The sequence below is a fragment of the Escherichia sp. MOD1-EC5950 genome (assembly GCF_002965345.1).
Taxonomy (GTDB): Bacteria; Pseudomonadota; Gammaproteobacteria; order Enterobacterales; family Enterobacteriaceae; genus Escherichia; species Escherichia marmotae.
Map to the genome: position 1 here is coordinate 68,552 of NZ_PTSR01000019.1, position 24,917 is coordinate 93,468.

A 24,917-nucleotide genomic window follows, 5' to 3' on the forward strand; every position below is an offset into this window, starting at 1 on the left:
TTCCTCCTGTACAGGTTGCTTTATCATCAGTCAACTGAAATATTTCAGGAAACATTCTCAGCGGTGAGGTATTTTCCTAACATTGTTAACACGGCTTCTTTCAGCCATACTGGTTCAATAATTTCAACATTCGGTAGCCAGTATAAAATCAATAGGATAATTTGATTTTTATGTGCAGCCTTGCATGACAGCATAATGCCATTGTCATGTTTGTGTAGCAATTGCTGGTAAGGAAGTAAGTCCCGTCGCAAAAAATAATGGGCGATATTACTGTGAATGAACAACACAACATCAAATGTTTTGTCGCTCACCCACGGGTCACATGACTCACTTACTAGTGACTGTATTTCATCACTCTTTGCAAACTTTTCTTTTTTTATATCCAGCCATTTTATTTTAGCTAATGAAAACGACTTTAACCTGTTCTCTTCAGTAGCCAGCAAATACCATATACTTCTCTGATTAGTTAATTTATAGGGATGAACGATTCTGGTCTTACCGGCATATGCAATCTGGCAAACATTATTGTTGCAGATCGCTTTTTCAAGAACATCAAGATATTTTCTTAAATCATCCCTGATAGTGTGCTCAGGGTTATGAAACTGAACACGAATATGCTTTTCGGTTGCCCTGTTTTCTAATTTCTGCCAGAAACCTTCATCCCGTTCAGGAAAAATCGCATCAGTATCCAGTAACCTGGCCAGAGATTTGTGCAGTGATTCTTTGCTCTGATTTCCTGCTCTTGCTGAAATAAGCCGGTATTTTCCATCGCCACAGGCTTCAATAAAGGGAGAAAGCATATTCAGATCACGATATGCTGTTCGCTCAGTGATGTTGTATTTTTTCATCAAATTATGGCGACTGACCACGCCATAATTCTGTAATTCAACAAGGATATCAATCAAACGCTCCGCTGAGCGATTTCTCGTTGAGTCAGCCATAAATCACTGCACCTGTAGTATTACTCTTGTGTAAGTGAATTATATAAATACCCCTGACATCATTTGTCAGTTCCACAAAACTACGCCCTCCGGTAACAGATTTTTATTTGATTACAATCAAACTTTAAACCAGATGTCCGGGTGTTTCTTTCGTAATAAGGTTTATTGTTTCCGGAAGGGCTGATATAGAAAAAATAACATATCCCAACAACAGTCTTTTTTTCATTTAACAGGCTGACAACCATACTGCGTATCACCTGCACCTCTGTAAAAAATCAACGCGGGTAATATTTTTGCTCTGTTTATATTTCATATATCTGAAATTATTAGTTACCAGAGGGAGAATATCATCGGGATATCTGTTGTTGACAATTTGTCATACCTGCACTTTACTGTGCCCCAAAGCACAGGCAGAAATGGCTGTCAGAAGTTATACGTTGCGCCTAACATAAACTCGTTACTTCTGACATCAACAGAGGATTTATATTTAGCACCATCCTCATCTTTATAAGTCAGAGTGGAATCCCCTGCATCCAGATACCGGTAGCTGAGGTCAAGGCTGAAATCCTGCGTCACATCGTATTTAACACCGACACCAAGGCTCCATGCCAGGTTGTTTTCATATTTTGACGCTGAAGTTGAATATACTTCACTGCCTGCCGGGCTGTTATCGGTATATATGTACGAAGTTTTATGATGAACCCGTGCATAACCCAGGCCAGCAGATATCCATGGCGTGAATGCACTGCTGTTTCTGAAATCATAATACGCATTCAGCATCAGCGTGTTTACACTGAGCTTGTTCTGTGCGTCATCAAACTCGGCGCCACCGACACTTTCCCAATAACTCAGACGATATTTTGATTCAGCGTTACCGCGGCCATAAAACTCCACTTCAGTACGCACCGGCACATTGTAGTGCTGATAAAAATCGTATCCCACCGCAAGGCCTGTGCCAAAAACCGTATCACTTTTGTCACCGCCTTTATATTTATCTGCCCATGCCCCTTCACCATCAACGAAACGTTGGTCTGAAAGTGACATAACAGAAGCACCGGCTTTACCGGTCACATAAAAGCCTGTTTTGCTCTCATCAGCCAGAGTCTGGGCCGAAAACATGCCTGCCATTGTAAGCGCTGAAACCGCAATAACCTTTTTCATTTCAATCATCTCCGTTGGTTCTTACCCTACCCGACAAAGAGGGTTGCCTATTTTAAAACCATGCAAAAGACAGGGTAAAATGGTTACAACCGATCGATGCGATCATATCGATCGGTAAAATCGATCGATATTGGTGAGGGTTTTCGTTTCGAATCAACAAAATGGTAATGATGGAGCCCGGACTGAAATGCTGTGTCCCAGAAGCCTGGGAGGTTTGCATTACAACTGCACTACAGTACAAAATGTCAGACACAGTAAAAAAGACTGGGTAATCAACCCACCAGAGAAAACACGTTTATTGCAAAAGAGAGGGGAATTATGTGCAAACTGACTAGAGAAGAAGAATACAGCATCATCAGTCGGACAATGACAAATATTCGTTCACTACGCATGTATGTACGCGGAGTTGATTTTGAGCAATTACTCGACATGCAGGAAAGGCTCAACGCGGTTATTGAAGAACGCCGTAAAGATGCTGAACGTGAAGCGGCTGAACGAGCCGAGCGTGAACAGAGACGTCAGGAACTGCTTCAGTTAATCGCCGGAGAGGGTTTTTCACTGGAAGAACTGCTTGATCGGCCTGAAGATACGCCAAAATCACGTAAAAAGACGTTGCCAAAAGCACCGCCCAAGTATCAATTTGAAGAAAATGGTGAAACTAAATACTGGTCTGGGCGTGGACGTGCGCCAAAACCGATTGATGAAGCAATGAAAGCCGGGCGTTCTCTGGAAGATTTTCGTATCAATAAAAATTCGAACGACATAACAGATGAACAGTAATATGGCAAAAGCACCATTTTGTTAAGGGAGAAGGCTATGAGTAATACATCCTACAAACAAATTATCCCTGTGTCAGATTGGTATTTTCGTCACGAAAATGTCTCTGGTGTGGCAGAAAAGTCAACACTATACCAACTGGCTACATGGGCACTTAAATAAAATGGTGAAATAGTTGGTCTGGTGACAGTTCGTGATGATAATGGGCATCCTAAACTGGTTACCCCTCCCCCTGTTCCTGGTGATTATTTGCATAAAGAACAACTCACCAATGATGAAAAAGAGTGGGCGAAGAGACGATAAACTGGTTCTCCGCCAGTTGCGACAGTCACATCATCGTCGTCCGTTACCGGCGCATCTTCCCCGTGAAGTAAAACGTCTGGAGCCGACAGAAAGCTTTTACCCGGAATGTAGAGGTGAGCGGGATTATCTGAGTGAAGTCAGCGCAGAACAGCTGGAAGGCCTCCGTCTCTTCACCAAGACTCAGTTGCTGGTCTTTCTGACGGAAGGCTTCAGCCTGCTCAGAGAGCAACCTTTCCAGTTCTGCAATGCGAATAAGGTATTTCTGACTCACGGCCGTTTTATAATGCGGCCATGATATTTTTACAACATTGTCAGTGCGTTAAGGCGGGATGTTTTTGGCTGACGCCAGTCCAGCTTATCGAGGAGCATTGCCAGCTGCGAGCGGGTAATGGATACTTTACCACCACGCACCGCAGGCCAGATAAACTGACCTTCTTCCAGGCGTTTGGTGAACAGGCACAGGCCATCAGCATCAGCTCAGAGGATTTTACCTACGTTACCAATACTAGCTTAATGGCTACATACGGCGGTCAGTTTACGCTTACCTTTTCCCCACCAATAGGATATTTTTATGGGAATGATAATTATCATTGGCGGAATTGTTCTTTTGCTGCAATTATGTTGGTCGGTCTTCTGTGCAAAAGCATCAGCACCAGCAAAAATTCGGTTGCTCAATTTTGCATGGTTCTTTTGTTGGCTCCCCTGCTAGGGGTTGCGGGATATATTATCTATACCGGGATTGAGCTTTTTTCTAATGCACCGTAATCCTCGCCATAAACAATGAATTACCGCCTTAACCTAGCTTTATCCTCCCCCTTAAGTGGCAAAAACAGGACTTTTAGCCCCTGTTTTATATCGGGTCGGGACGTATTTACCTGCCTATATAGCCATGCCTCAATAAGACAGTATAACTTTCCGGGAGAGAGGCGCTGAGCAACGTGGGAGCTTTAACGCGGGTTAAATGCAGTACCCAACCCGCGAATATCAACGTGATTCACCGCCGGATTTACTGCTACGCCGCCCTCAGGGTATTGACGTTGAACAAAAAACCTAAAAAACCAATAATTCCAGTTGACACGGAAAGTCATATCAGCGTCAATACGCCCTCGGTTAAGCGTACCTTAAACATAGGCCTATATCTTATTGGTGAAGTATCTGGTTTTAATGGGGGCTACTACAAATGAACACCCCTCACTTTTTACTGTACATATGAACAGTATTGAGCGATAATACATCATATGTGAAAGTTAGAATTGAAGAAATGAAAGAAATTGACATCAAATTGAAAATTGTAGAGTTTCTTTTAAACTCTGAACCCGCTGATACATACCTAGCTGCTGAGGTTAGATTTAGTTTCGGATCAAGACGTGCTGATATCGTTTCAGTTTCATCGGATATTGCAACTGTTTATGAAATAAAAAGTGAAAAAGATTCCGTTGAAAGACTTGTTTATCAAATAGATAGTTATAAAGAATATTTTGATTACTGTTATATAGTCTGTGTGGATAAAAATTTAGATGCGGTCAGAAAGAAAATTAGCACCAATGTGGGTATTATTGTCGTGGATGATATTAACGTTAAGAGAATTAGAAAGGCAAAGCGTATTGCCCGACAAGAAAAATTATGTTTAGCGAGCACTATACCAGTGAATGAATTGAAAAAGATCGTTATTAATAAAAAAGGACTATCAAAATACGAGTTATGTATTTCGTTAGCCAATGAAAAACCCCTCGCTGAAATAAAGAGCTTATCGAGAAAGTTTTTATTGAAAAACATCATGAAAAATTTTGATATTTTTCATGATGAAATTGGTGAAATTTTATCACCAGATGACATTCTAACAATAACAAGAATGCCTCCTGGTAGAATATTAAGGGTTTCTTAATAATACACGAGTTGACATGAAATAATTCATTCTTACCGCAATCCAAAAAGATGGACTTATACCCGAAGGTGTATTTTTGGCTGCAAGACTAATTTCATGATCAGCCCATATCCCAATTGGTGTATACCGTACATCTTTTACCATCATTGCTGCACACAACGGATAACTTCCGGCATCTCTTCTATACCTTTTATAGATAAATTTATCCTCCAAAGAAATATCTATTCTTGGTACAAAAGTCCCTCCTTTCATTTCAATTTGCTCAATATTAATTGAAGCATAATCACCATATTTCACTTGATAGTTTTCACTAATTTTTTTGAATATTTTCTCTTCTAAAATAGGTATTTCACCTTGATCATCGTGACCATACTTAATCGGACTAGAGGGAAATGATGTACAAGCAATGATAATGTCTTCAATTTTATCATTAAACATTTCTAGATCACTACAAGCATTTAAGAAATACTCTTCTTCTTTATCAGTAGCTCCTTCAACTTGGCCTGCATCTAAAATAACATAAAATTTACTATCATCTTGTAAACTATCGGCGATAGGTTTAACAAAAATAGAATAATCATCTAAATCGTGTGGAAGGCGTAATGCCAGCATTTTTTTTGTTTTTGTTATTTCACTAACAAAACTCCGCACTTCAGAAAAATCTTCATCATCATAGATGTGTATCATTGGAATAATGTTCAAATGGTTATAAAGATTAATGAAGTATCTCCATTCATAATAACCATCCTTTTCATCAACGAGTTGTCGGATTTGATCGTTAATATATTTCTCATTTGATGTTAAATCTAAAATAAAAGGTCTTTCACCCTGAATATCTTTGATAGTCAGCATTCTACGATGAATGTCTCCATCTGGAGCAATTTTGGCTTTTCTTGACTTTGTTAGCTCATAAATAGGTAGAATATGATCAAATACCCCTGAAGAGAGTTTTGACATCGCTTTTAACTCAGCGTCCCGAGTCTTCATAATTGGAAAGTAATTGAATTTTTTCATGATTTATAAATTATGTCCACTGAAGCCTAATTGTTGAGCACGAATTCTCACAGCCATTGAAGACACTTGGAAATGTGCTGCTATATCAGCCACTTGATTTGATTTTTCTTCTATAAACTTACTAAATTCATTCTCTGGCATTAATAATTCAGCTGCGAATCTATTTGCTTCAGCTTCCATTTTATTTGTTTCTTCATTTCTGAAGAAAACCGTGTCTGTAAAACTATTTCTATTGAGTGTATGGCGAATAAAATGGCCTAGTTCATGGGCGATTGTGAAGCGTTGGCGATGAGGATGGTGTAAAGAGTTTACCGTCATTATCCAATTGCCGCTTTTCCCTTGTTTGAGAGAACCCGATTCTTCTCCTTTCATCGGTTCTAGCCGCAATGTAATACCTAACAAACTGGTAAGCCTTGAAACATCTAAAGGGCTTGTTTCAATATTGTTTTTCTTAGCAAAAACAATAAGCTCTGAAGCCGTTGTCATATCAATGTCTTGGCCGCTTATTACACCACTGCTTTTTAATTTCTTAGTCATAAACGCCATTTAAGTTCTCCTTCCTAAGATAAAGTTGCCGCCATCTTCATCTGAGGTATCTTTTAAAGAAATGCTTTCAGCAATTAATTTAAGATTCCTTTTTAAACCATCCAGTTCTTGCTCAAGTTTTTCAAATGACTGATTGTGTTCTTGTTGACTAAGTTTAATATCGTCAATTGAACTTATTTGAGCTAGTAAATCAAATTGTACAGGCTCGATCTTTTCGTATAAAATCGCCTTTATTTCTTTTTCAAATTTTGAACTTTCTACATATTGATTTACTTCGATAACAGCAATATCTCTCGCTTCTTCTTTTGCTTTTGCTGTAGAAGAGTTTTTAATAATAAGAAATGAAAATGCAGCTACTATCCCATTGAGCGCAATGAGCACAGTAATAATTGTCTGATATAAATTACTTTGGAAAGACCAAAAATCGTCAAGACTTAAAAGGGTTCCATCAGTGACCATTTTGCCAATATTCTGTAAAGTCTTGGGATCAGAAATCACATCAGGTTTTTTAAGCACAAAATTATCAGCAAATCCAATATAAGAGTAAAAACTTGGGCGTAGAATTAAATAGAAAATGAAGAGCCAAAAAAAACCAGTTACTAAGGTGCAAAAAACAATGGATAGAAAAGTAATCCATTTACTATGATGGCAAAGTTTTGTCTTAGGGTTTAAACCTCCGTGTTGAGCCTTATCTTTTATCGACATTCCCTACCTCATTAGGTCTGCCCATGCAATATCCTCTCTATTCTTGTTTATGATACCAGCTATTGGTGACTGCACCTCTACGCTTCGATCTTGTGAAAATGTGATCTTTGCTGCATTGTGGCTTAAAAATCAATCTGGTAAAAGATATTTTCAAGCCAATTCGATACCTCAAGTTGCTATGTTTTAAACACTTGTCACACTCAAGTTTGATATAAACGAAGCATACCACTGCATCATCTCTTTCCTTCTATCCAGATACTGCGCCCTCACGGCTCGCATTCTTGTCCACATGGGCAAGTTGAGTTTTCAATCCACGCAGAGTCAAAACCCTCTTTGTGCAGTATAGTGCTCATTGTATGACGAAAATCTGTTATTTTTTCGTCTTTCAACCTGAAAGCTACCCCATACGGATGACTCAGCCCCATCCGCTCCTGGACGGTCTTTGCAGCCCTAGCAATTTCCGTCACATCCAGTTTCTCTAGGATGCTGATGGGCTTTACGCAGGAAAGACAATATTTTCTGTGCTGACGTATTCGATCACGTTGCTGAGCCGTCAGCCCATGGTGCTGCATCACATCAAGCCAGCGACTGGCAGCCCTGCGCCAGAGACCAGCAACCTCCAGCTTTTGTGCAACCTCATCCTCCACCATCATCTCTCACACTTGATATCCGTTTTTTCCTTTTGAAGGACCTCTGCCCCAAAGCCTTCACCCGATGTTTGATAGCAGGGATCGTCCTGTGGGGAAACCTCTCCCGCACACCCGGAACACCGCCTTCAGGATATATATTCCTTAATACCCGGTCCTCAACAGACTGCCAGAACCGGGCCTCAGTCAGCTCCATTTTTCCGGCCTAGGCAAAAATGGCCTCCCAGGTACGATCCGGCAGCAACGCTTTTATTTTATCAATCCCTTTACTGTAGTGCACCTGCATCAACACCAGTTCCATTTCCGACTAGGGCGGTGCCACGCCTTGGGACAGACCTAAAAGCTGAACAATTCGGGCCACCCCATGGGCAGACCGGCCAAGCCGCACTCCGATTTTACGGGCAGACAACTGACCATAGTGTTGTTCCACAAACGTAATTTCGGTGGCTGTCCACTGTGTCCGGTGATTACGGTGCCGCTGTGTTTTACCCACCTCGCCAGTTCCTTTTACATCACTCACGATGTTTTTCCTGCGCCAGCATATAGACTTGAGCCCGCAGGTGCTGCTCAGCCTGCTGAATCTGCTGCTGACGTTGCGGAGAGTCTTCAGGGAGCAGCTTCAGCTGCCGAATCTGTTCTTCCACCGGCACAGTCTGCCGGAAGCTTGTCAGCATGCCAAAGACTTGCGATTAAAGTTCACTGACTGTCATGTATCTTCCCCGCTGTTCATCCAGACGGTTCAGGCGCTCAGCCAGCTGCTGTAAGCGGGTCATGCCTTCGTTCCAGCCCGCCATCGTCTCTTCCGGGAGCGCACGACTCCTTACGCTCTTCTGCCAGTTATCCACCATTTCCTGTACCCGGGGATTGTCGGGGAAAAGTACCATCAGTTGCTGCAGTAGCTGCGCACTGCGCTGCAGGTTGTATGCCAGGGGTAATTCTGTCAGTCGCGTTATCTGTTGACCGGAAAGGGTTATCCACTCTGACGCATGATTTAACAGTGAGGGTGTTCTGCTGAGCTGTGTCATCTGGTCTGCTGAAAGCACATCCGGTGGTGGTGTCAGCAGCGCCCTGAGTTGCTGCTCTGCCGGTGATGGCTGTGTCAGAAACTGCCATCCCGGAATGGCCACGCTGACAGCCATCAATGCCGCACAGACACCAGTTACAAACGGTTTCAGAAACGTGGGCGGGGATTTTTGAAGGGTGAGTGTGGGCTCTGCTTTTGTTTCGGAAACAACATACACCAGACGGGAGTGCGGCAGGGGCTGATGTTCCTGCACATCCGGAGCATCAGACCGGAGTGCCTGAGCAGGAAGCGTTACCGGAGACGACGCTTCGCCCTGCACAGGCTGATTTTCCAAGCGGGTGATATATCCCTTCACCATGGCTTCCGGTAAAGCCACTTTACTGCTCTGTTTAAGTTCGTGCCGGGCCAGTGTGTCACTCAGTGCCTTCAGGAATGTTTCGGTCTGATACAGCAGGGGCAGGTTGTCACGGTCGTCCGGTGGCATGGCCCGGAGCGTTTTTTGCAGACGGTTGAACAGACCGGTAATAATTTCCAGCCGGGCGTGGGTATTCAGCGGCCACATCACTGACCAGTGATGCCGGGTCAGCGCCACAATCAGAGCCAGTCCTTCATTCAGACCACTTAACCCTGTTGTATGCATCCGGGCGATGGTGTACCAGGATGCCGTCTGTAATTCCACGCCATTGTGTTCATACAGACGCAGGCAGAGTGTTTCCACATAACGCCAGTCCACATCCGGGCGTGCCGGGTGGATCAGTTTGCTGATTTCATCACGCAGGGCAGCATAATCCGGTAATGACCGGGGGTCACCACCGGTTTTCAGTTTCACTTCAGAAGTCATCAGCAGATTCGGTGTTGCTGTATTAAATCATGATTAACCGTTACGGAAAGAACATCAGTGTGGTACCGGTACCCGGGAAAGGTATTCCACCGCGCGGATAATTGCCGGTGTCACATCCCATCGTCGTTGTAGAACCGAAAATAGTCCGTGAATATTTCCGATATGATATTCCGTTCGTACTCTCTCTCCATCCATCGTCAAATGATACCCGGGCTGATTATGAGCAATGGTGATATGACATGCATTATTTCCGATGTATACAGCTTCCTACGGTTTGAATTTAACATCCCAGTGCCAGGAATATGGATTATGATTTAAATAAAAAAGACGCATCTGAATGTCACTGAATAATGGATTCATCATAAATAAAATACACCTGATAATAAAATATAGTGGAAAACCAGAATAAAGAAATGGTCCGGTATTATGCAAAATCCTCAAGGTGACGACTGATACTGTTTTCACGGTAACAGGTCACCAGTAATTCACGGGTTGCCCGGGTGAACGCTACATAAAGCACCGGAATCACTTCAGACTCATCCGCTGCACCAGAGTGAACGAAAGAAGCATTGATAACCGCCACATACGGGAACTCCAGCCCCTTGCTGCTCTGGTACGTCAGTAAATGCACCACATCCTTACGTCGCGAGTATGTCTTCTTACCTTCACTGTTAACCGATGACATAAAAGGATTGGCTGAATATGTTTAATAGTGTCCCCTGTTTTCAGTACTCCGGATGGAGCCACTTCAATGATGAAAACGATTTCAACACAGATTTTCCTGAACTGGCGCTCAAGCCGTCTGATATTTTTAGGCGTCTTGATTCTTGCCCCGTTCATTAATGAGTCTGCTATTGTTTATCGTCCATAATTCAACCTTCATTTGACGATGGAGTGAATATATCAAAATCACATGATTATACCGTTCTGTGTACTGTTCCAGAACTACTGCCAGACAAGAAGAAAATATGACATCTGCTAGGTGTGTTCCGGTACTTTGTGATGTTACTGTTATCAACGCCTTGTCAGTTCTAACCTCTGTATATTAACCATTCCTGATAATTCTGCCTGTTTCACATCAAGTTGTGCAACACCAAGTGCATATTCATCTCTCAACTCATTTAACCACTCCAGCAAATCGTTAAAAACTACCGCTCCGGTCCGGACCTGAATATACTCTCCTCGTGCATCCATCCATGTAATCGCAATCCCGCGAGATAACGCACTGTCACTGATGATCTGCGATACCTGTGCAGGCGTTGTTGTGGTGGATTTTCGCGCCGCAATAATCTCCGGCGCGGCGCTCTTCAGTCGCGCGTTCATCGCCACCAGCTGTTGCAGCATCGTCTTCTGTTGCTCAATCCGTTCGCTCAAAGGCTGCCAGATGAGGACGTAATATCCGGCGCTAAACAGAAACACCGCTGCTGCCAGTAACATGCCCTTTTCACGTGACGAACGCCCCTCCAGGTGTTGTACCAGCCACTGTTCAGCGTTGTTCAGCTGCCGCTCACACCATTGCTGAAAACGATGAACAAATTTACCGCGTAACATGTTATTTCCTCCGCAACGTTACGCCGCCGGAAACCGCATCACCCTCTTTCTGTAACGCGTCCTGCTGCACAACATAATCTGCCGCCAGTGCGCTACGCAGTTTGTCGAAACTGGCAAAGTTTGCGGCCCGCAACTGGAGATGAAGGGTCTGGCGGTTTTGATCAAAGGTGAAACCACGCATCTCTATGTCTGAAAGTGCCGCTGATTTCAGAGTGCTGGCGAGCGCTGACAACTCAGCGAGTAGATCGGTATCATCAGTTTGTGGGCGATATTTTTTCAGCGCCGTCGCCACCTGAGAGCGCAAATTCACAATCCGCTTCTGCTCCGGGAACAACGTTAAGAACAGTTTCTCTGCCTGGGCACGACTTTGCGCCACCTGTTCGCTGACGCTCCATAACGTCACGCCCCGTTCCACTGCCAGCGCAACCAGAATCAGCAATACAGGCAGAACCATCACCCGCCAGCGCGCCCACTGTTTTCGGTAGCTGACGCGAGGTTGCCACTGGCCGCTCAGCAAGTTACCTTCTGGTTCTCCGGATGTGTTAATGGCTGGCAGAGCCGTGATCGTCAGACGTTCGGCATCCGCATCAGCCCATGCAGATAGCTTTTCCGGCGCGATTCCGACCACGGTTAGCGAAAGCGGTAAATCCTGCTCATTGAGCTGTGCACGGAACATGGCCGGAGCCAGCGCAAGCCCGGCGCTCCATCCCCGACATTCATCGATTCGGCAGATAACCCGTTGCGCATCGCCAGCCATATAACCACCAGGAATAGACATCCAGTCCGGCGCGACGGTAGCGCTGGTGATACCGTTCTCCTGCAACCACTGCGCAATGTTGCGCATATGATGCTGGTGAATCACTGCTACGGTTGCCAGTTGCTGGTCGATTTTCAACGGCGCAAAATGCAGTTCGTCGATATCCTGGTTCAGTTCTTCTTCCAGTAAAACGGGCAGAATAGTCGGTATCTGCCAGCGGGGGACATCAGGCAGTTCAGCCTGCCAGACGCTGATCCATTCGCCGGGAATGTAGAGTCGAATCGCATCAGTTTGCAGCCATTGCTGAAGCTGTTCGTCGGCAATGTCAGGCCAGATGCCGTGCTCCGCGTCGGCAGTACGGCGTTGCCAGCGGACAGGATCGGAGGCGCAAAGCGGGAAAAAAATCTCAGGCATGGAGCTCACTCACTTTCTCCTGTCTGATGCCAGAGAACAGAAAAGTGTTGCGACCCCGTGCGGGCAATTAACGAGTTCATCGTCAGTTCAGTCTCATTCACGGTGATATCTGAACGCAACCAGAAATAATGACTGCTCACAGTCAGAAACTCCCCGACCTGCTTTCTGACATTCTCATCAACCCGTTTAAGGTATGGACTGGCAAGAAACTGTCCGACATTGCGCCATCCTTTTCCCGGACGCTGTTGCAGTAATGCCCGGGCCTGAACGGGGCTTAATCCCGGGCCGAACAGTGCCTCAAGAATCACACTTTGTGATACATCAAGCGAATTGATATTAATTCGCTGCCTGCTCATCGGTAGCGCGCAGACCAGTGGTTTAATTTTCTGATAGAGCGCGGCATCCATTCCCTGTACAACACGTATTTCGCTGATATCCGTCAGCGGCTGCTTTGCCGGCCAGAAAGGCACTGGTCGGGTAAGATATTCACTTTCCTGCTGCGCCTGCCCGTCACGACCTCCGCCAGTAAAGACCTGAAGGCTTTCAGTAATCTGCACAGCCCGCTGGACAGGCACATCAAGGCGGGAAATCAGGGTAATGAGTTGTTGTCTTCCGGGCGCCCCTGACACCTTCGCCGGCTGAGCGAGGGCATTCAGGTTAAAGCAGGTCTGTGCATCGCGTAGCGTGACGGCAATTTTCCCCTGTGACAGTGGAAATAAATGTGACCCGATACTCCACGAATATACCGGAGTATGTTCTTCATTTTTCAAGTTTTCATTTAATATGCTCAGTGCCAGGCTTTCTGCGCTGACGGCATACCATGTTGCCTGTTGATAATCCTGCAGGCTACGCATTCTGTCTGTCTGCCGCGATATGCGGTGAGAGAGGCCGGTACACACTGATGCCATCACTGCCAGTAACAGCAGCACCATCAACAACGCCATACCACGCCTGGGAAGAAAGCCATTCATGATGACAGAGCCCCATGTAACAACCAGATTCGTTCAATATCGCCCCATTGTGGTGAATGCAGGATCATACGTACTGCTGCAGGGATCGTCTGCTGTGACGACCAGTCCTCCAGCCAGCCCGTGCCGTCGTGGAACTGCAAACGGAGCGAATCCACCGGGAAAAGTTTTTGTATTGCCGGCTCCACACTATCCGCTGCGTCCGTCAGCGGCCACACAAGACGTTCAAGATAACCATTGCGAATACGGTAACCCACGGTAAGCAGATTACTGCGCGGCAGACGCATCAACGGATTGATCACGCCGCCGCGCACAAAGCGCATTCCTTCACTCTCAGACGCCAGCACGCCAGCGCCAGCCAGCAACGCCGGTTCCCGCTGCCCCTGCTCGCCTCTTATCGGTCGCGGCATCATTTGTGTCAGATCGTGGGTCAGAAAACTCATCGCCTGTTGCACGATGTGTAGTTTTTTATCATGTCCGGCGACGACGCTGTTCGCACGTATGACGCCGTTTGTCACCTGCTGTGTCATCAATGCCAGTGAGGCAAAAATGGCAATCGCAATCAGCATTTCCAGTAACGTAAAACCAGCGAGAATCCTTTTCACTGCTGGCCTCCAACGGCGCTGAACCAGGCGCGTCGTGACTGAATCACCGGCGAAAAGTCTTCGTGGCGGCTGACTTCAATATCTACCGCCTGTAACAGTGCGTTGTCTGTTTTCAGCGGTATGGTTTTCCAGTACCAGTGACTTCCGGCCATATCACTCTCGCCCTGATGCCTGATCGCCCGCTGTTCGTGGGTCATCAGATAGAGTAGTGCGGTCTGGTTTTCTGCCACCCAGCCTGCTACCGTTTTCTCCTCAAGAACCTGCTGATTACTCAGCGTGCCGCTGGCGATCTGTAACACCGCCATGACAGCCAGCGAAAAAATCACCAGTGCAATCATCACTTCCAGCAACGTAAATCCGCGCTTCATGGCATCCTCTCATCACATTGACTGAGGGATAACGCGCCATCGTGCGCCAGTTTCACCGCCTGGCATTCGTTTTGCTCTGCCGAGTAGAAGCGCAGCGTAAACGGCGTGGCAGGTTCAAAGGGAAAAAAACGGATCTGCGGCCTCTTCTTTTTTGTCTCTTTTTGCAGCTCCAGTTCAATGTCATGCAGCGTCAGACGGTGACGTTGCAGCTCCAGCACATACTCCTTCTGCCAGATATCACTTCCGGGTTGCAACACCATCTGCACCTGTTCTGGCACCGTAACCTGTGCTGATAACCGGGGTGCGGAAACGGGCAACCACTGCCCGTGACGACGCTGCATAAACTGGTAGCTGGAGGGCTCGATTAACACACCGACAGCCAGCCCTTCAGTCACAGCTTTATCTTTCAGTTGTTCAAACCGAATCAGAAAATCCTGCGCTACTTTTTTCGCGGGCGGTTCGGAAGAGGTTGCCAGCGTCTGTACTACCCCCGCACTGGCAAGACCAATAAGGAAAATCACCAGTATGATTTCCAGAAGAGTGAATCCGCGTTCAGGCACTTGTTACTGAAGCTCCTGTAAATTCCAGTTACCGATATCTGCGGCAGCCCCTTCTCCGTTTTCCTGACCATCCGCCCCTAAGGTGTAAACATCAAACATCCCTTTTTCACCCGGGCTGAGATACTGATAATCATTGCCCCACGGATCTTTTGGTAGCCGTTTGATGTATCCACCGGTACGGTAGTTGCGGGAGTCCACCATATTGGCCGGTTGCTGGATCAGCGCCTCCAGTCCCTGCTCGGTGGTTGGATAACGCCCGTTATCCAGTCGGTACATGTCCAGCGCGTTTTCCAGCGCCACGATATCGCTGATGGCTTTTTGCCTGTCCGCTTTCTCTTTGTTGTCCAACAGGTTAGGCACCACCAGACTTGCCAGGACGCCAAGAATAACAATCACCACCATCACTTCCAGCAGGGTAAAACCTGCCCGTGGTTTTTGCGTGCGGGATAACGAATTCATGTGATAGCTCCGTAAATTACATTCCAACCATATTGTTCAGTTGCAGCATCGGTTCGAGGATGGCGATGACGATAAACAGCACCACGCCTGCCATCATCACCACCAGCGCCGGTTCAAACAGCCCCAAAACCAGCCCCACCTGGGTATCAAATTCCCGTTCCTGGCTGACTGCAGCCTGTTCAAGCATGGTTTCCAGTTCACCGCTCTGTTCACCAGAGGCGATCATGTACAACATCATCGGCGGGAACAGGCGCAACTCCGCCAGCGCGGCGCGCAGACAGCTCCCTTCGCGGTCACTCATGGCGATAAGGGTGCGGGTGGAGGCGGGCAGCGCATGTCCGAGGTGATCGAACTGTTCGATAATTTTCGGCACCACCGCCGTCAGCAAAATAGTGACCACGCCCGTTGCCACCACCAACAGCACCAGCGGGTAGAGCATGGCCTGCAGCAGTCGTGATTTCAGGCGCTGGCGCTGTTCGGTGTAATCCGCCAGGCGATTGAGCACCACATCGAGATGTCCGGATTTTTCTCCGGCAGCGACCATCGAACAAAACAGGGAGTCAAAGACGCGGGGATGTTCGCGCAGGCTGTCCGACAGGGTATAACCTTCCTGAATCCGGCTGCGCAGCGCCATTCCGAGGCTTTTTACATGCAGTTTTTCGCTTTGCTCACTGACCGCCTGTAAGCAGGTTTCCAGCGGCATTGCTGCCTGCACCAGCGTTGCCAGTTGACGAGTGAACAGCGCCAGATCTGCCGCCGCCACGCGACGATGTGCGTGCCGCCGACGCTGCAACATTCCCCCTGCCGATGCATTCATCCGGGCTTCAATGTGCACGGGAATGAGGTCTTTACCGCGTAACAATTGACGGGCATGACGCGCGGAATCCGCCTCAATCATGCCTTTGGTTTTGCGACCATTACGCTCCAGCGCCTGATAGTAAAACAGTGCCATTACGCCTCCAGGGTTACCCGCAGAACTTCATCGAGAGAGGTTTCTCCGGCGAGCACTTTCTCAATGCCGTTGCTGCGGATACCCGCAGAGTGTTGCCGGACATAACGTTCCAGCTCCAGTTCCCCGGCCTGACGGTGGATCAAATCACGCAATGTGGCGTCCACCACGAGCAGCTCATGGATGGCAGTACGTCCGCGAAAGCCTTTGTGATTACAGGCGGGACAGCCCTGCGGATGGTACAGCGTGACGGTACGCGCATCGGTAATCCCCAGCAGGCGTTTTTCTTCGTCAGTGGCAGGCGCGGGCTGGCTGCAGTCGGGGCACAGCGTGCGAACCAGTCGCTGCGCCATCACGCCCGTCAGACTGGAAGAGAGCAGGAAAGGCTCCACGCCCATATCCTGCAGACGCGTGATCGCCCCCACCGCCGTGTTGGTATGCAGCGTGGAAAGAACCAGGTGCCCGGTAAGTGAAGCCTGGACAGCGATTTCTGCGGTTTCGGTATCGCGGATTTCACCGACCATCACCACATCCGGGTCCTGACGCAAAATCGCGCGCAGGCCACGGGCGAAGGTCATCCCGACGCGGGTGTTGACCTGCGTCTGACCGATCCCTTCAATCATGTATTCGATAGGGTCTTCAACCGTGAGAATGTTGCGCGAATGGTTGTTCAGCTCCTGCAATCCGGCATACAGCGTGGTGCTTTTGCCGGAACCTGTCGGCCCCGTCACCAGAAAGATACCGTGCGGTTTGTGTAACAGCTGGCGCAACTGCGCGGTCAGTTCATGACTCAAACCCAGACGCTCCAGCGTCAGGCGGGCCTGGTTTTTGTCCAGCAGTCGCAGCACCACGCGCTCGCCCCAGGCAGAAGGCATGGTGGAGACGCGCACGTCAATCGCCCGGCCGCCCAGCAGCAGCGCAATACGCCCATCCTGCGGTACGCGCTTTTCGGCAATATCCAGCCGCGCCATCACCTTGATACGCGATACCAGCAGCGAGGCCAGTTTGCGCCCCGGTCGCAGCATTTCATGCAATGTGCCGTCAACGCGAAAACGGATCACCAGACTCTTTTCAAACGTCTCGATGTGGATATCCGAAGCGCCTTCTTTAATCGCCTCTGCCAGCATGGCGTTGATCAGTTTGATGATCGGCGCATCGTCGTCACTTTCCAGCAAATCTTCCGTTTCCGGCAGATCTTCTGCGAGGGTAAAGAAGTCCTCGGTGGAACCGAGATCTTCCATCAACTGGCGAGCTTCGGAAGAGTCCCGCTGCCAGACCGTATTCAGTCGCTGTTCAAACTCGGCCTCATCGATTTGCCGCAGCGTAAAGGGCGCGTCCAGCCCCCGCTGCAGCTCCTGCAAAACAGAGAGCGACAACGGATGAACATGGAGGATTTCCAGCGACGCTTCGCACCATGCCACCAGGCTAAACCGGCGGCTGAAACTGTAGGGCAGACGCACGGTGTTAGCGGTGGTTTCCTGTGCTACAGGCACCATTAACGCGTTCTCCCGGCATTAAGGAACGCGCGTACTTCCGGCGGTAAGGCCTGGTTTTGCGCTGGCAGTACCGGCTGCGCGGTGTGCGGCATCAGGCTTAAGCCTTGCTCATCGCGATAGATCTGCTCGGCACGCATATAGTTATATTTACGCTGCGACACGCCGTCTGCCGCCATACCGTCACGCAGAATGGTCGGGCGGATAAACACCATCAGATTACGTTTTTCTTTTTTATCTGCCGTGGACTTAAACAGGTTGCCAATCAACGGGATATCGCCCAGCAACGGCACTTTCGCCACGCTTTCTCCCGCCTGGTCGTCCATCAGACCGCCAAGTACAATCAGCTCGCCATCGTTAGCCAGCACGGTGGTTTTCAGTTTGCGCTCACCAAACACGACGTCGAGGCTGGTCTGCCCTTCCACCTTCGAGACTTCCTGCTCAATCACCATCTGTACCGCGTTACCTTCGTTAATCTGCGGCGTGACTTTCAGCATGATGCCGACTTTTTTCCTCTCTACCGTGTTGAAAGGATTACTGTTATTTTCACCCACCGCAGATCCGGTTAATACCGGAACATCCTGCCCCACCATGAAGAAGGCTTCCTGGTTGTCCAGCGTGGTGATACTCGGCATGGAGAGCACATTGGTACCGGAGTCGTTTTTAACTGCCTGGACCAGCGCGGCCCAGTCGCCCTTCACCACCCCAACTGCCGTGCCACTAAAACCAGAAAGTAACTGAGACAATCTGGAAAGATCACCTTCCGTATCAGGGTTTATAGTGGTGGCACCGTTTTCGCTGATCACCGTGGAGCCTTTCTGCGGCTTTGCCTGAGAAACCGCCATGCTCAGGGAACCAATCGGGATCTGTGTACCGTTGGCAAACTGCATAAACCCGGTATCTTTTGACATCCACTGCACACCGAAGTTGATATTACTGCCTTCAGCGACTTCCGCGATTAACGCCTCGACATGCACCTGAGCACGACGAATATCCAGTTGTTCAATCACGCTTTGCAAAGACTGCATGATGTCCTGTGGCGCGGTGACAATCAGGGCATTACTGTGTTTGCTGGCAGCGATGGAAACAACATCACGCCTGCTACCGGTAGTGCCTTCTGCTTCTTCTTTGGCGGAAGTAAGTGTGCCGCTGACCTGTTTCAGCACATCGACCAGATCTTCGGCTTTGCTGTATTTGAGATAGAACACCTGGCTGTTGCCACTGCGCTCCATTTCTGAGTCCAGGCGACGGATCAGACGGCGTATTTTGTCCCGTGTGGCGGGATCTGCACTGACGATAACACTGTTCGTTCGCTCATCAGCGACAATCTGTGATTTCAGCGTTGCAGGCTGATTTTCACTGCTGTTTCTGGTCAGACTTTCCAGCACACGGGCGATTTCTGAAGCCGACGCATTACCCAGCGGGATCACCTCCTCGGTACGGTTCCCTTCACGATCAATTCGTTGTATTACCTCAGTCAGACGTTTCACCACCGAGGCTCGCCCGGTCAGCATAATCACATTGGAGGGCTCGTAATTGACAATACTGCCGGATCCGTCCAGGTCAGTCATTTGCTGTAACACAGGAGCCAGCTCACGTACGGAAACATTACGTACCGGCACAATCCGGGTAACCATTTCATCACCGACATAATTTTCATGGCCTTCTCCGGTCAGGGGTAATGGTTCTGTTTTCGCCGCACCGGATTTAACAACTTTAAGTACGTTATTCTCCACGGGTACGACGGCATACCCCTGGGCTTCCAGCAAATTAAGGAACAACTGATAATACTGACGTTCATTGAGTGGTGTTATCGTTCGAATACTCACCTTTCCCTGAACATCTGGTCCCATCACGATGGTTTTATTAAGATTAGCACCGACGGTTTCGATGAATGATTTCAAATCTGTATCTTTAAAGCTGGCAGTAAAGGTATTTTCTTCAGCCCGGGAGGACGGACTACACAATGCAGCCATCAGTATCAGAGAAAGTAAATATTTTTTCTTTTTAATGCCGGTTATTTTTTTTTGCCTGTCATCTTCACGCCGGGCACGCAGCATAATTTCACACCGGAACATAATTAAACCGTTCTCCTGAATTAAAAACAGACAGGGAATTATCAACGCAATGCAACAGATATGTTGTGGCGCTCCCCGTTTCGTAAAATGGTCAGCCTGACAATACTCATTGAATAAATTTGTTGCATAAAGATGCTTGTTGCTCCCGGCTGCGTAAAATCCTGTCCGTTCAGGGCAACCGCAATATCACCGGCTTTCAGACCACTGATATCAAAAAGGGAGCGATCCCCCCCGGGCATCACAGCGTAACCGGCAACACCGTCCTTATATACGGGGGTAAAGCGGATATATTCGAAAAATTTTTGAGGATCAATGGCCAGTGCCTGCTGAACTGCGGGTGGCAAACGGGAAAAAGTATCAGCAACAGCAGATGTTTCCGGCGGAGAAGATATTTCTGGCTGCTCATCTTTTTTCTCTGGCTCAGGGGCACCTTCTTCATCGGTCAGTGTGAGGTAAATAACGTTATCCTGGTAACGCAACATCACCTGCTCAGGAAAAATACGTTCAATCACAGCATCACCGGATGAGAGTCTCTCTCCCTGCAAATAAAACTGCTGCCTCCCTTTCTCCTCAAGCACCACACCAGGCCTTGCTCCCGACGCAACCCCACGGAGCACAATATCGGGCAGTTTTTCTTTCACCATCAATGTCAACGGGCTGTGCTCCGGCACAGTAACGGGGTGATACTCACCAAACCAGTTTTGCTGGCTGATTAACTGGCAGCACTCACTCCCCGTCATTCCGGCGTTCTGTTGTCTTTCTTTATGCTGTACCGGGGAATGTTTCACCTGCACAACTGAAAAAGTGGCATAATGCCAGGCTGAAATGATGATTTTTATAAAAATAAAAAACAGTATTATACAGAAAATATAATGTATGAATTTTAACAGCCACTTCTTAAGCATATAAGCAACAACACCCGGAAATCCACAACTCTGTCCTGCAACTTAATAACATGAATACCTGCATTATCAATAATATGTCTTATTATTGCATATCTGATATTATAATTTCTTTATTCCACAGGCGGCACGGTCAAGTTTTCGTTGATACTGATTACCTGTACGCATTTCATTAATTTTTATTATATAAAAAACGCCTTTATTCATCATCGCCTTCATTGCCGGATCCGTGCATATCTGGTACTGAAACTGCGTTAAGAAAACATCCGGATTCAGAGTGAGTTGCCCGGTGCCTTCGCTGATAACAACCATTTTTATCAGCGCTCCACTGTTCTGCGCTGATATCAGTGTATAATTCGCCGATTTAACTGGCAGATTCCTGCTGATATTGCGTGCCTGTTCTTTTGCCAGCATGTCCGCTTCACTCTGGTATCCCGCACATCCACTTAAGGATGCAACAATACTCAGCAGTACCGGAATAACGCTTTTCCCCGGTATCTGTTTTTCTGACATAACGAGCTCCCCTCCACATGCTCAGTAAATAAAATAACGCTTAAAGCATTACATCAATGCCTGTATATAACATCACCATTCCTCCCAGACTCAGAAAGGGGCCGAAAGGCACTGTACTTGCATATTTCCCTGTCGTGATGGCATATATCAGAGCACAGAATGACGCCACGAGCGCCACATCCGGCAGTAACAAAGGACCGGTCCAGCTCCCCAGGCCGGCAAACAACAAAACGTCGCCCATACCCAGCGCTTCCCTGCGCAGGACAACACCGGCCAGCCACCGGAGAGTATAAAAAGACACAAACCCCGCCAGCCCCCCGCTAACAGCATCATGCAGGGACAAAGGACTCAGTCCCCCCCATGCCACAATAAGCCCGGTCCACAACACGCCCTGAGTGAAAATATCAGGTAACCACTGATGCTCAAGATCAATAAAGCTTGCAGCAATCAGCCAGGCAGATAATATCATGACAGCCACACCCCACCCGCTGTCCGGCCAGACAATGCCTGCCAGTAAAAATAATAGTGCCGTCAATAATTCAACCAGCGGGTAACGCAGACTGATTTTTCCATGGCAGTCTCGGCATCGCCCTTTAAGTATCAGCCAGGAAACCAGCGGTATGTTGTCACGAATGCGGATACTCTTCCGGCAATGTGGGCAGTGCGAACGTGGGCGTATCAGGTTTATTCCGGGTTGCACATTCTGCGTTTCGCCCTGAAATTCAGCTATCTGTTGCCGGAGCATAACAGGATAGCGTCGGATCACAACATTCAGAAAACTGCCGGCAATAAGACCTATCACAACACAAATATAAGGAAACAATGTTCAATATCTCATAAAAAATAATATTTATTACAGGTCCCTGCACCGGCAGGAACCTGTAAATATAAATAAAGATAGTTCCTTATCAGCGACAACTAACCTGTTTCCAGGCAGAGTTCAGCGTGGTTCCCCAGGTGGAAAAACAGGCATCATTCCTGATATTATTGGCTCTGAATATTCTTCTCTGGGGTTCCCAGACCAGCCCGGTATTATTTCTTGCTTCCAGATATTCAATCGTCGAACCGCCAGGAACATTGTATTCCCAGGAGTTACCGGCAAGTAATTTACCGGAATTAATTTTTTTCTGTTGCCCGTCTTTGGTTCTGTATACCAGAGAAACAAAAGCCTCATAACCGCCGGACGTCTTGACGCGAAGATAAACCGGCCCCGGAGGCGGAGGTGTGATGTTCCCTTTCGGTGGCTCCAGAGAAATGGTTTCAATCAGTTCAGGTGTGGCTGTATTATTCACACCCTTATAAACTTTTGCGGTCTTTTTACTGGTATCAACATCCACTTTAAGGTAGGTACCTAAAGCACTCGAACCAGAAAGTCGAAAGTCGCCTTTTTTTTCCCCAATCCAGTTATGATGATGCCCGGCAAAACGCAACTGCACATTATATTTATCAAGTAATTTCTTCAGATTTCCGGCATCTGCATCAAAGCGATGCTGGTTAACGATGACCACCTGATTATTCTTATATGCGGAGTAGAGCTGTCGTTCAAGCCATGAATATTCTGCATCCTGATACCTGTCTATTTCGTGTCGCATGGCTCCCCCGCCCCAGGCACCAGAAGTATATTGATTTATTTTTAATGGATTTTTCCCTTTATCATAATCATTGAGCTGAATGAGTAATACATTTCCGAAATCGACAGAATATGACAAAGATCCTTTTATTGTTTCTTTAACTTCCGGGAAGACATACCCGTGCGTATAATTCACATCAAAATCAGAGATATTGTCTTTGCTGTTTACATGATGAAACAGCTTAGTAACACTCCGAATTACACAATTATTCTCCCAACAATCATTATAATTATTGTATATATCATGATTGCCCAGACCGTAATAATAAGGAATTTTTAGTCTGCTGACAATTGACTCAAAATCCCGCCACTGATCGGCATGACCAAATTCCGTCAAATCACCATTAATGATAACGGCATCAGCATCAGGGTATTGTTCATTAAACATCTCATACTGTACTCTGATGTTTCTTTTTGATGTGTCGGCAGAAATATTATTACAGTTTTTCTCACAAACCAACTGCGGATCGGAAGTAATTAAAAATGTTTTTTCAGATGAAATTTTAAGACTTGATACTTTATCATTAAACCCTTTTTTCACATCATCGATAAAAGGAATATTTTTATCAAATCTTACTTTACCCCCTTTAAAATCACGATGTTCAAACATCGAGCCAGAAGAATTAACAACGCTTAAAGAAGATAACGTATCATTATCCTTTACCATAGGAATATCACTGTCAGCACACTCCGTCATATTCCTGTAATAAGCATCTTTATATGTACACACTTTCGGAATATCGAATCTTTGCTGCGGAGAAGATACGCATTGTTCAGATTTCAAAAATCCTTCTGATTTTACGGTAATACACTCATTCGCTCTGTCCCTTGGCCTTATTGTTCCATCTGTAATGGTAAATTTCTGGTTGTCTCCGCCATTACAGGTCCACAGGATTATGCTGTTCTCCTTATAATTCGGGTTTCTGCTTACATCCACACAATAGTTCTGATTTGATGCCAGCTTAATATTTCCATTTTCATAAATGAAATTCTGATTATCTCCACCATGTGGTGAGTACATGATAATATCAGTACCTTCAGATACATCGCTTTTCCTGACATCCATTACCATACCCCCTTGCTTAAAGGGATGGGCCATCAATATGCCAGGAACAAAAAAAAAGCTTAAAAGATAGCGTCTTTTCATAAAAACCCCATAGAGCAAATGTATAAACCGAATATAAATAAACCTTCAAAAAATAAATTTTACACACCTCCTCATTTAAAACAAAAATGCTCAGCATAGCTATAAAAACCAATATCAAAAAGATTCACCAGATGTGAGTTCAATATATCTACAATAATGGATAAGCAACAGCAGAACAGTGAAATACAAAGAGCAGTAGATACGGGAAACTGCTGTCTGAATTATGTAGACAAAATCCGCAATTATTTTATCTGATGACTTCCTGTTTTCAGTACTAAAAATACGCTACCGCCCATACCGTGATCAGCGTACGGCCATAGCGAAATAATAAAGAAAGCAGCGATTTCATTATTCTGATGGCATGCCACCGGCATCATGTATTATGGTGCTTCATTGACTATACATCCGGAAATTCCGCCCACAGCCTGCAATCAAAGCAGGTCATAAGAAACCGCAGAAGGAGACAGCTTCCTGACTCTCTCAGCAAAAATACCAGTGATAACGGTTATAATAACCACCCTGGTATTCCCACTGTCGTGGAAAGTCTGTCATCATAAAGCGTGATAGTGCTTCCAAACTCCACGGCTCCCTGAAAGCCCCCACCGGACTGCCATCCGGTATCAGCAGAAACTTTTCCGCAAATTAATAAAGAAAGAGAAAAGACAATAATAAGTAAAAT

21 protein-coding genes and 10 pseudogenes are annotated in these 24,917 nt (G+C 46.8%); 3 read left to right on the forward strand and 28 right to left on the reverse strand.

The features are described from left to right. Positions 1 to 44: 44 nt before the first annotated feature. Together BEA93_RS17270 and BEA93_RS17275 are read right to left on the reverse strand one after the other, a co-directional pair. A complete protein-coding gene (locus tag BEA93_RS17270; protein ID WP_105224872.1) occupies positions 45 to 941 on the reverse strand; it encodes a helix-turn-helix transcriptional regulator in 897 nt (298 codons plus the stop codon). A 423-nt stretch (positions 942 to 1,364) separates the two neighbouring features. Beyond that, positions 1,365 to 2,102 (reverse strand): outer membrane protein, encoded by a 738-nt coding sequence (locus tag BEA93_RS17275; protein ID WP_100616720.1) that lies wholly within the window; start codon positions 2,100 to 2,102, stop codon positions 1,365 to 1,367. A gap of 318 nt (positions 2,103 to 2,420) precedes the next feature. Here BEA93_RS17275 and BEA93_RS17280 point away from each other — a divergent pair, with 318 nt between their 5' ends. Continuing rightward, complete coding sequence (locus BEA93_RS17280) at positions 2,421 to 2,882, forward strand: H-NS histone family protein (RefSeq protein WP_100616713.1); 462 nt, start codon at positions 2,421 to 2,423, stop codon at positions 2,880 to 2,882. 280 nt (positions 2,883 to 3,162) lie between these two features. Further along, positions 3,163 to 3,339: pseudogene (locus BEA93_RS17290) on the forward strand (IS66 family transposase); the annotation flags it as partial. Here the strand turns inward: BEA93_RS17290 and BEA93_RS25740 are convergent. Next, positions 3,337 to 3,453 (reverse strand): annotated as a pseudogene (locus BEA93_RS25740) (hypothetical protein); the annotation flags it as partial. The pseudogenes BEA93_RS17290 and BEA93_RS25740 overlap by 3 nt on opposite strands. A gap of 29 nt (positions 3,454 to 3,482) precedes the next feature. Next, positions 3,483 to 3,659 (reverse strand): annotated as a pseudogene (gene tnpB, locus BEA93_RS17295) (IS66 family insertion sequence element accessory protein TnpB); the annotation flags it as partial. 784 nt (positions 3,660 to 4,443) lie between these two features. Here tnpB and BEA93_RS17300 point away from each other — a divergent pair. Continuing rightward, positions 4,444 to 5,067, forward strand: a complete 624-nt coding sequence (locus BEA93_RS17300) for a sce7726 family protein (RefSeq protein WP_042342648.1) — start codon at positions 4,444 to 4,446, stop codon at positions 5,065 to 5,067. Here BEA93_RS17300 and BEA93_RS17305 read toward each other — a convergent pair. The 24 genes and pseudogenes from BEA93_RS17305 to BEA93_RS17410 all read right to left on the reverse strand — a co-directional run bounded on the left by BEA93_RS17305 (position 5,053) and on the right by BEA93_RS17410 (position 24,238). After that, complete coding sequence (locus BEA93_RS17305; protein WP_100616712.1) at positions 5,053 to 6,081, reverse strand: beta family protein; 1,029 nt, start codon at positions 6,079 to 6,081, stop codon at positions 5,053 to 5,055. The genes BEA93_RS17300 and BEA93_RS17305 overlap by 15 nt on opposite strands. A gap of 3 nt (positions 6,082 to 6,084) precedes the next feature. Then, complete coding sequence (locus tag BEA93_RS17310) at positions 6,085 to 6,627, reverse strand: ImmA/IrrE family metallo-endopeptidase (protein WP_089674978.1); 543 nt, start codon at positions 6,625 to 6,627, stop codon at positions 6,085 to 6,087. Next, positions 6,628 to 7,332, reverse strand: coding sequence for a hypothetical protein (locus BEA93_RS17315; RefSeq protein ID WP_236942064.1), 705 nt, complete (start codon positions 7,330 to 7,332; stop codon positions 6,628 to 6,630). A 183-nt stretch (positions 7,333 to 7,515) separates the two neighbouring features. After that, a pseudogene (locus tag BEA93_RS25335) lies at positions 7,516 to 7,697 on the reverse strand (integrase); the annotation flags it as partial. A gap of 33 nt (positions 7,698 to 7,730) precedes the next feature. Next, positions 7,731 to 7,985: pseudogene (locus tag BEA93_RS25340) on the reverse strand (PerC family transcriptional regulator); the annotation flags it as partial. Positions 7,986 to 8,491: 506 nt separating this feature from the next. Continuing rightward, positions 8,492 to 9,004 (reverse strand): annotated as a pseudogene (locus tag BEA93_RS25745) (VasL domain-containing protein). A 51-nt stretch (positions 9,005 to 9,055) separates the two neighbouring features. After that, positions 9,056 to 9,187, reverse strand: a pseudogene (locus tag BEA93_RS25750) (POTRA domain-containing protein); the annotation flags it as partial. Positions 9,188 to 9,577: 390 nt separating this feature from the next. Beyond that, positions 9,578 to 9,844: pseudogene (locus tag BEA93_RS25755) on the reverse strand (type VI secretion system ImpA family N-terminal domain-containing protein); the annotation flags it as partial. 54 nt (positions 9,845 to 9,898) lie between these two features. After that, positions 9,899 to 10,204: pseudogene (locus BEA93_RS25760) on the reverse strand (hypothetical protein). 64 nt (positions 10,205 to 10,268) lie between these two features. Beyond that, positions 10,269 to 10,517 (reverse strand): annotated as a pseudogene (locus BEA93_RS17340) (ATP-binding domain-containing protein); the annotation flags it as partial. Positions 10,518 to 10,858: 341 nt separating this feature from the next. Next, a complete protein-coding gene (gspM, locus tag BEA93_RS17345) occupies positions 10,859 to 11,395 on the reverse strand; it encodes a type II secretion system protein GspM (RefSeq protein ID WP_100616711.1) in 537 nt (178 codons plus the stop codon). Position 11,396: 1 nt separating this feature from the next. Next, positions 11,397 to 12,575: a type II secretion system protein GspL gene (gspL, locus tag BEA93_RS17350; protein ID WP_100616710.1), complete on the reverse strand. Its 1,179-nt coding sequence runs from the start codon at positions 12,573 to 12,575 to the stop codon at positions 11,397 to 11,399. After that, positions 12,572 to 13,537, reverse strand: coding sequence for a type II secretion system minor pseudopilin GspK (gspK, locus tag BEA93_RS17355; RefSeq protein WP_100616709.1), 966 nt, complete (start codon positions 13,535 to 13,537; stop codon positions 12,572 to 12,574). Before gspK ends, gspL begins: the two co-directional genes overlap by 4 nt. After that, entirely contained in the window at positions 13,534 to 14,139 is a 606-nt protein-coding gene (gene gspJ, locus BEA93_RS17360; RefSeq protein ID WP_100616708.1) for a type II secretion system minor pseudopilin GspJ, read from the reverse strand. The genes gspK and gspJ overlap by 4 nt, the downstream gene beginning before the upstream one ends. After that, positions 14,136 to 14,507, reverse strand: a complete 372-nt coding sequence (gene gspI, locus BEA93_RS17365) for a type II secretion system minor pseudopilin GspI (protein WP_100616707.1) — start codon at positions 14,505 to 14,507, stop codon at positions 14,136 to 14,138. Before gspI ends, gspJ begins: the two co-directional genes overlap by 4 nt. Continuing rightward, positions 14,504 to 15,067, reverse strand: coding sequence for a type II secretion system minor pseudopilin GspH (gspH, locus tag BEA93_RS17370; protein ID WP_100616706.1), 564 nt, complete (start codon positions 15,065 to 15,067; stop codon positions 14,504 to 14,506). The genes gspI and gspH overlap by 4 nt, the downstream gene beginning before the upstream one ends. A 3-nt stretch (positions 15,068 to 15,070) precedes the next feature. Further along, entirely contained in the window at positions 15,071 to 15,526 is a 456-nt protein-coding gene (gene gspG, locus BEA93_RS17375) for a type II secretion system major pseudopilin GspG (RefSeq protein WP_123057430.1), read from the reverse strand. A gap of 16 nt (positions 15,527 to 15,542) precedes the next feature. Then, complete coding sequence (locus BEA93_RS17380) at positions 15,543 to 16,478, reverse strand: type II secretion system F family protein (RefSeq protein ID WP_105225140.1); 936 nt, start codon at positions 16,476 to 16,478, stop codon at positions 15,543 to 15,545. Continuing rightward, a complete protein-coding gene (gene gspE / locus BEA93_RS17385) occupies positions 16,478 to 17,971 on the reverse strand; it encodes a type II secretion system ATPase GspE (RefSeq protein ID WP_100616751.1) in 1,494 nt (497 codons plus the stop codon). Before gspE ends, BEA93_RS17380 begins: the two co-directional genes overlap by 1 nt. Then, a complete protein-coding gene (gspD, locus tag BEA93_RS17390; RefSeq protein WP_089674837.1) occupies positions 17,971 to 20,028 on the reverse strand; it encodes a type II secretion system secretin GspD in 2,058 nt (685 codons plus the stop codon). Before gspD ends, gspE begins: the two co-directional genes overlap by 1 nt. A 59-nt stretch (positions 20,029 to 20,087) precedes the next feature. Continuing rightward, positions 20,088 to 20,951 carry a type II secretion system protein GspC gene (gspC, locus tag BEA93_RS17395; protein ID WP_089674820.1) on the reverse strand — a complete coding sequence of 288 codons (864 nt, stop codon included), beginning with the start codon at positions 20,949 to 20,951 and terminating at the stop codon, positions 20,088 to 20,090. A gap of 99 nt (positions 20,952 to 21,050) precedes the next feature. Continuing rightward, a complete protein-coding gene (gene gspS2, locus BEA93_RS17400) occupies positions 21,051 to 21,461 on the reverse strand; it encodes a type II secretion system pilot lipoprotein GspS-beta (protein ID WP_089674829.1) in 411 nt (136 codons plus the stop codon). 40 nt (positions 21,462 to 21,501) lie between these two features. Continuing rightward, positions 21,502 to 22,284 (reverse strand): prepilin peptidase, encoded by a 783-nt coding sequence (locus BEA93_RS17405; protein WP_236942082.1) that lies wholly within the window; start codon positions 22,282 to 22,284, stop codon positions 21,502 to 21,504. Positions 22,285 to 22,369: 85 nt separating this feature from the next. Next, the gene (locus tag BEA93_RS17410; protein ID WP_100616749.1) at positions 22,370 to 24,238 is read right to left on the reverse strand and encodes a ricin-type beta-trefoil lectin domain protein; all 1,869 of its coding nucleotides are present in this window, start codon (positions 24,236 to 24,238) and stop codon (positions 22,370 to 22,372) included. Positions 24,239 to 24,917 lie beyond the last annotated feature (679 nt).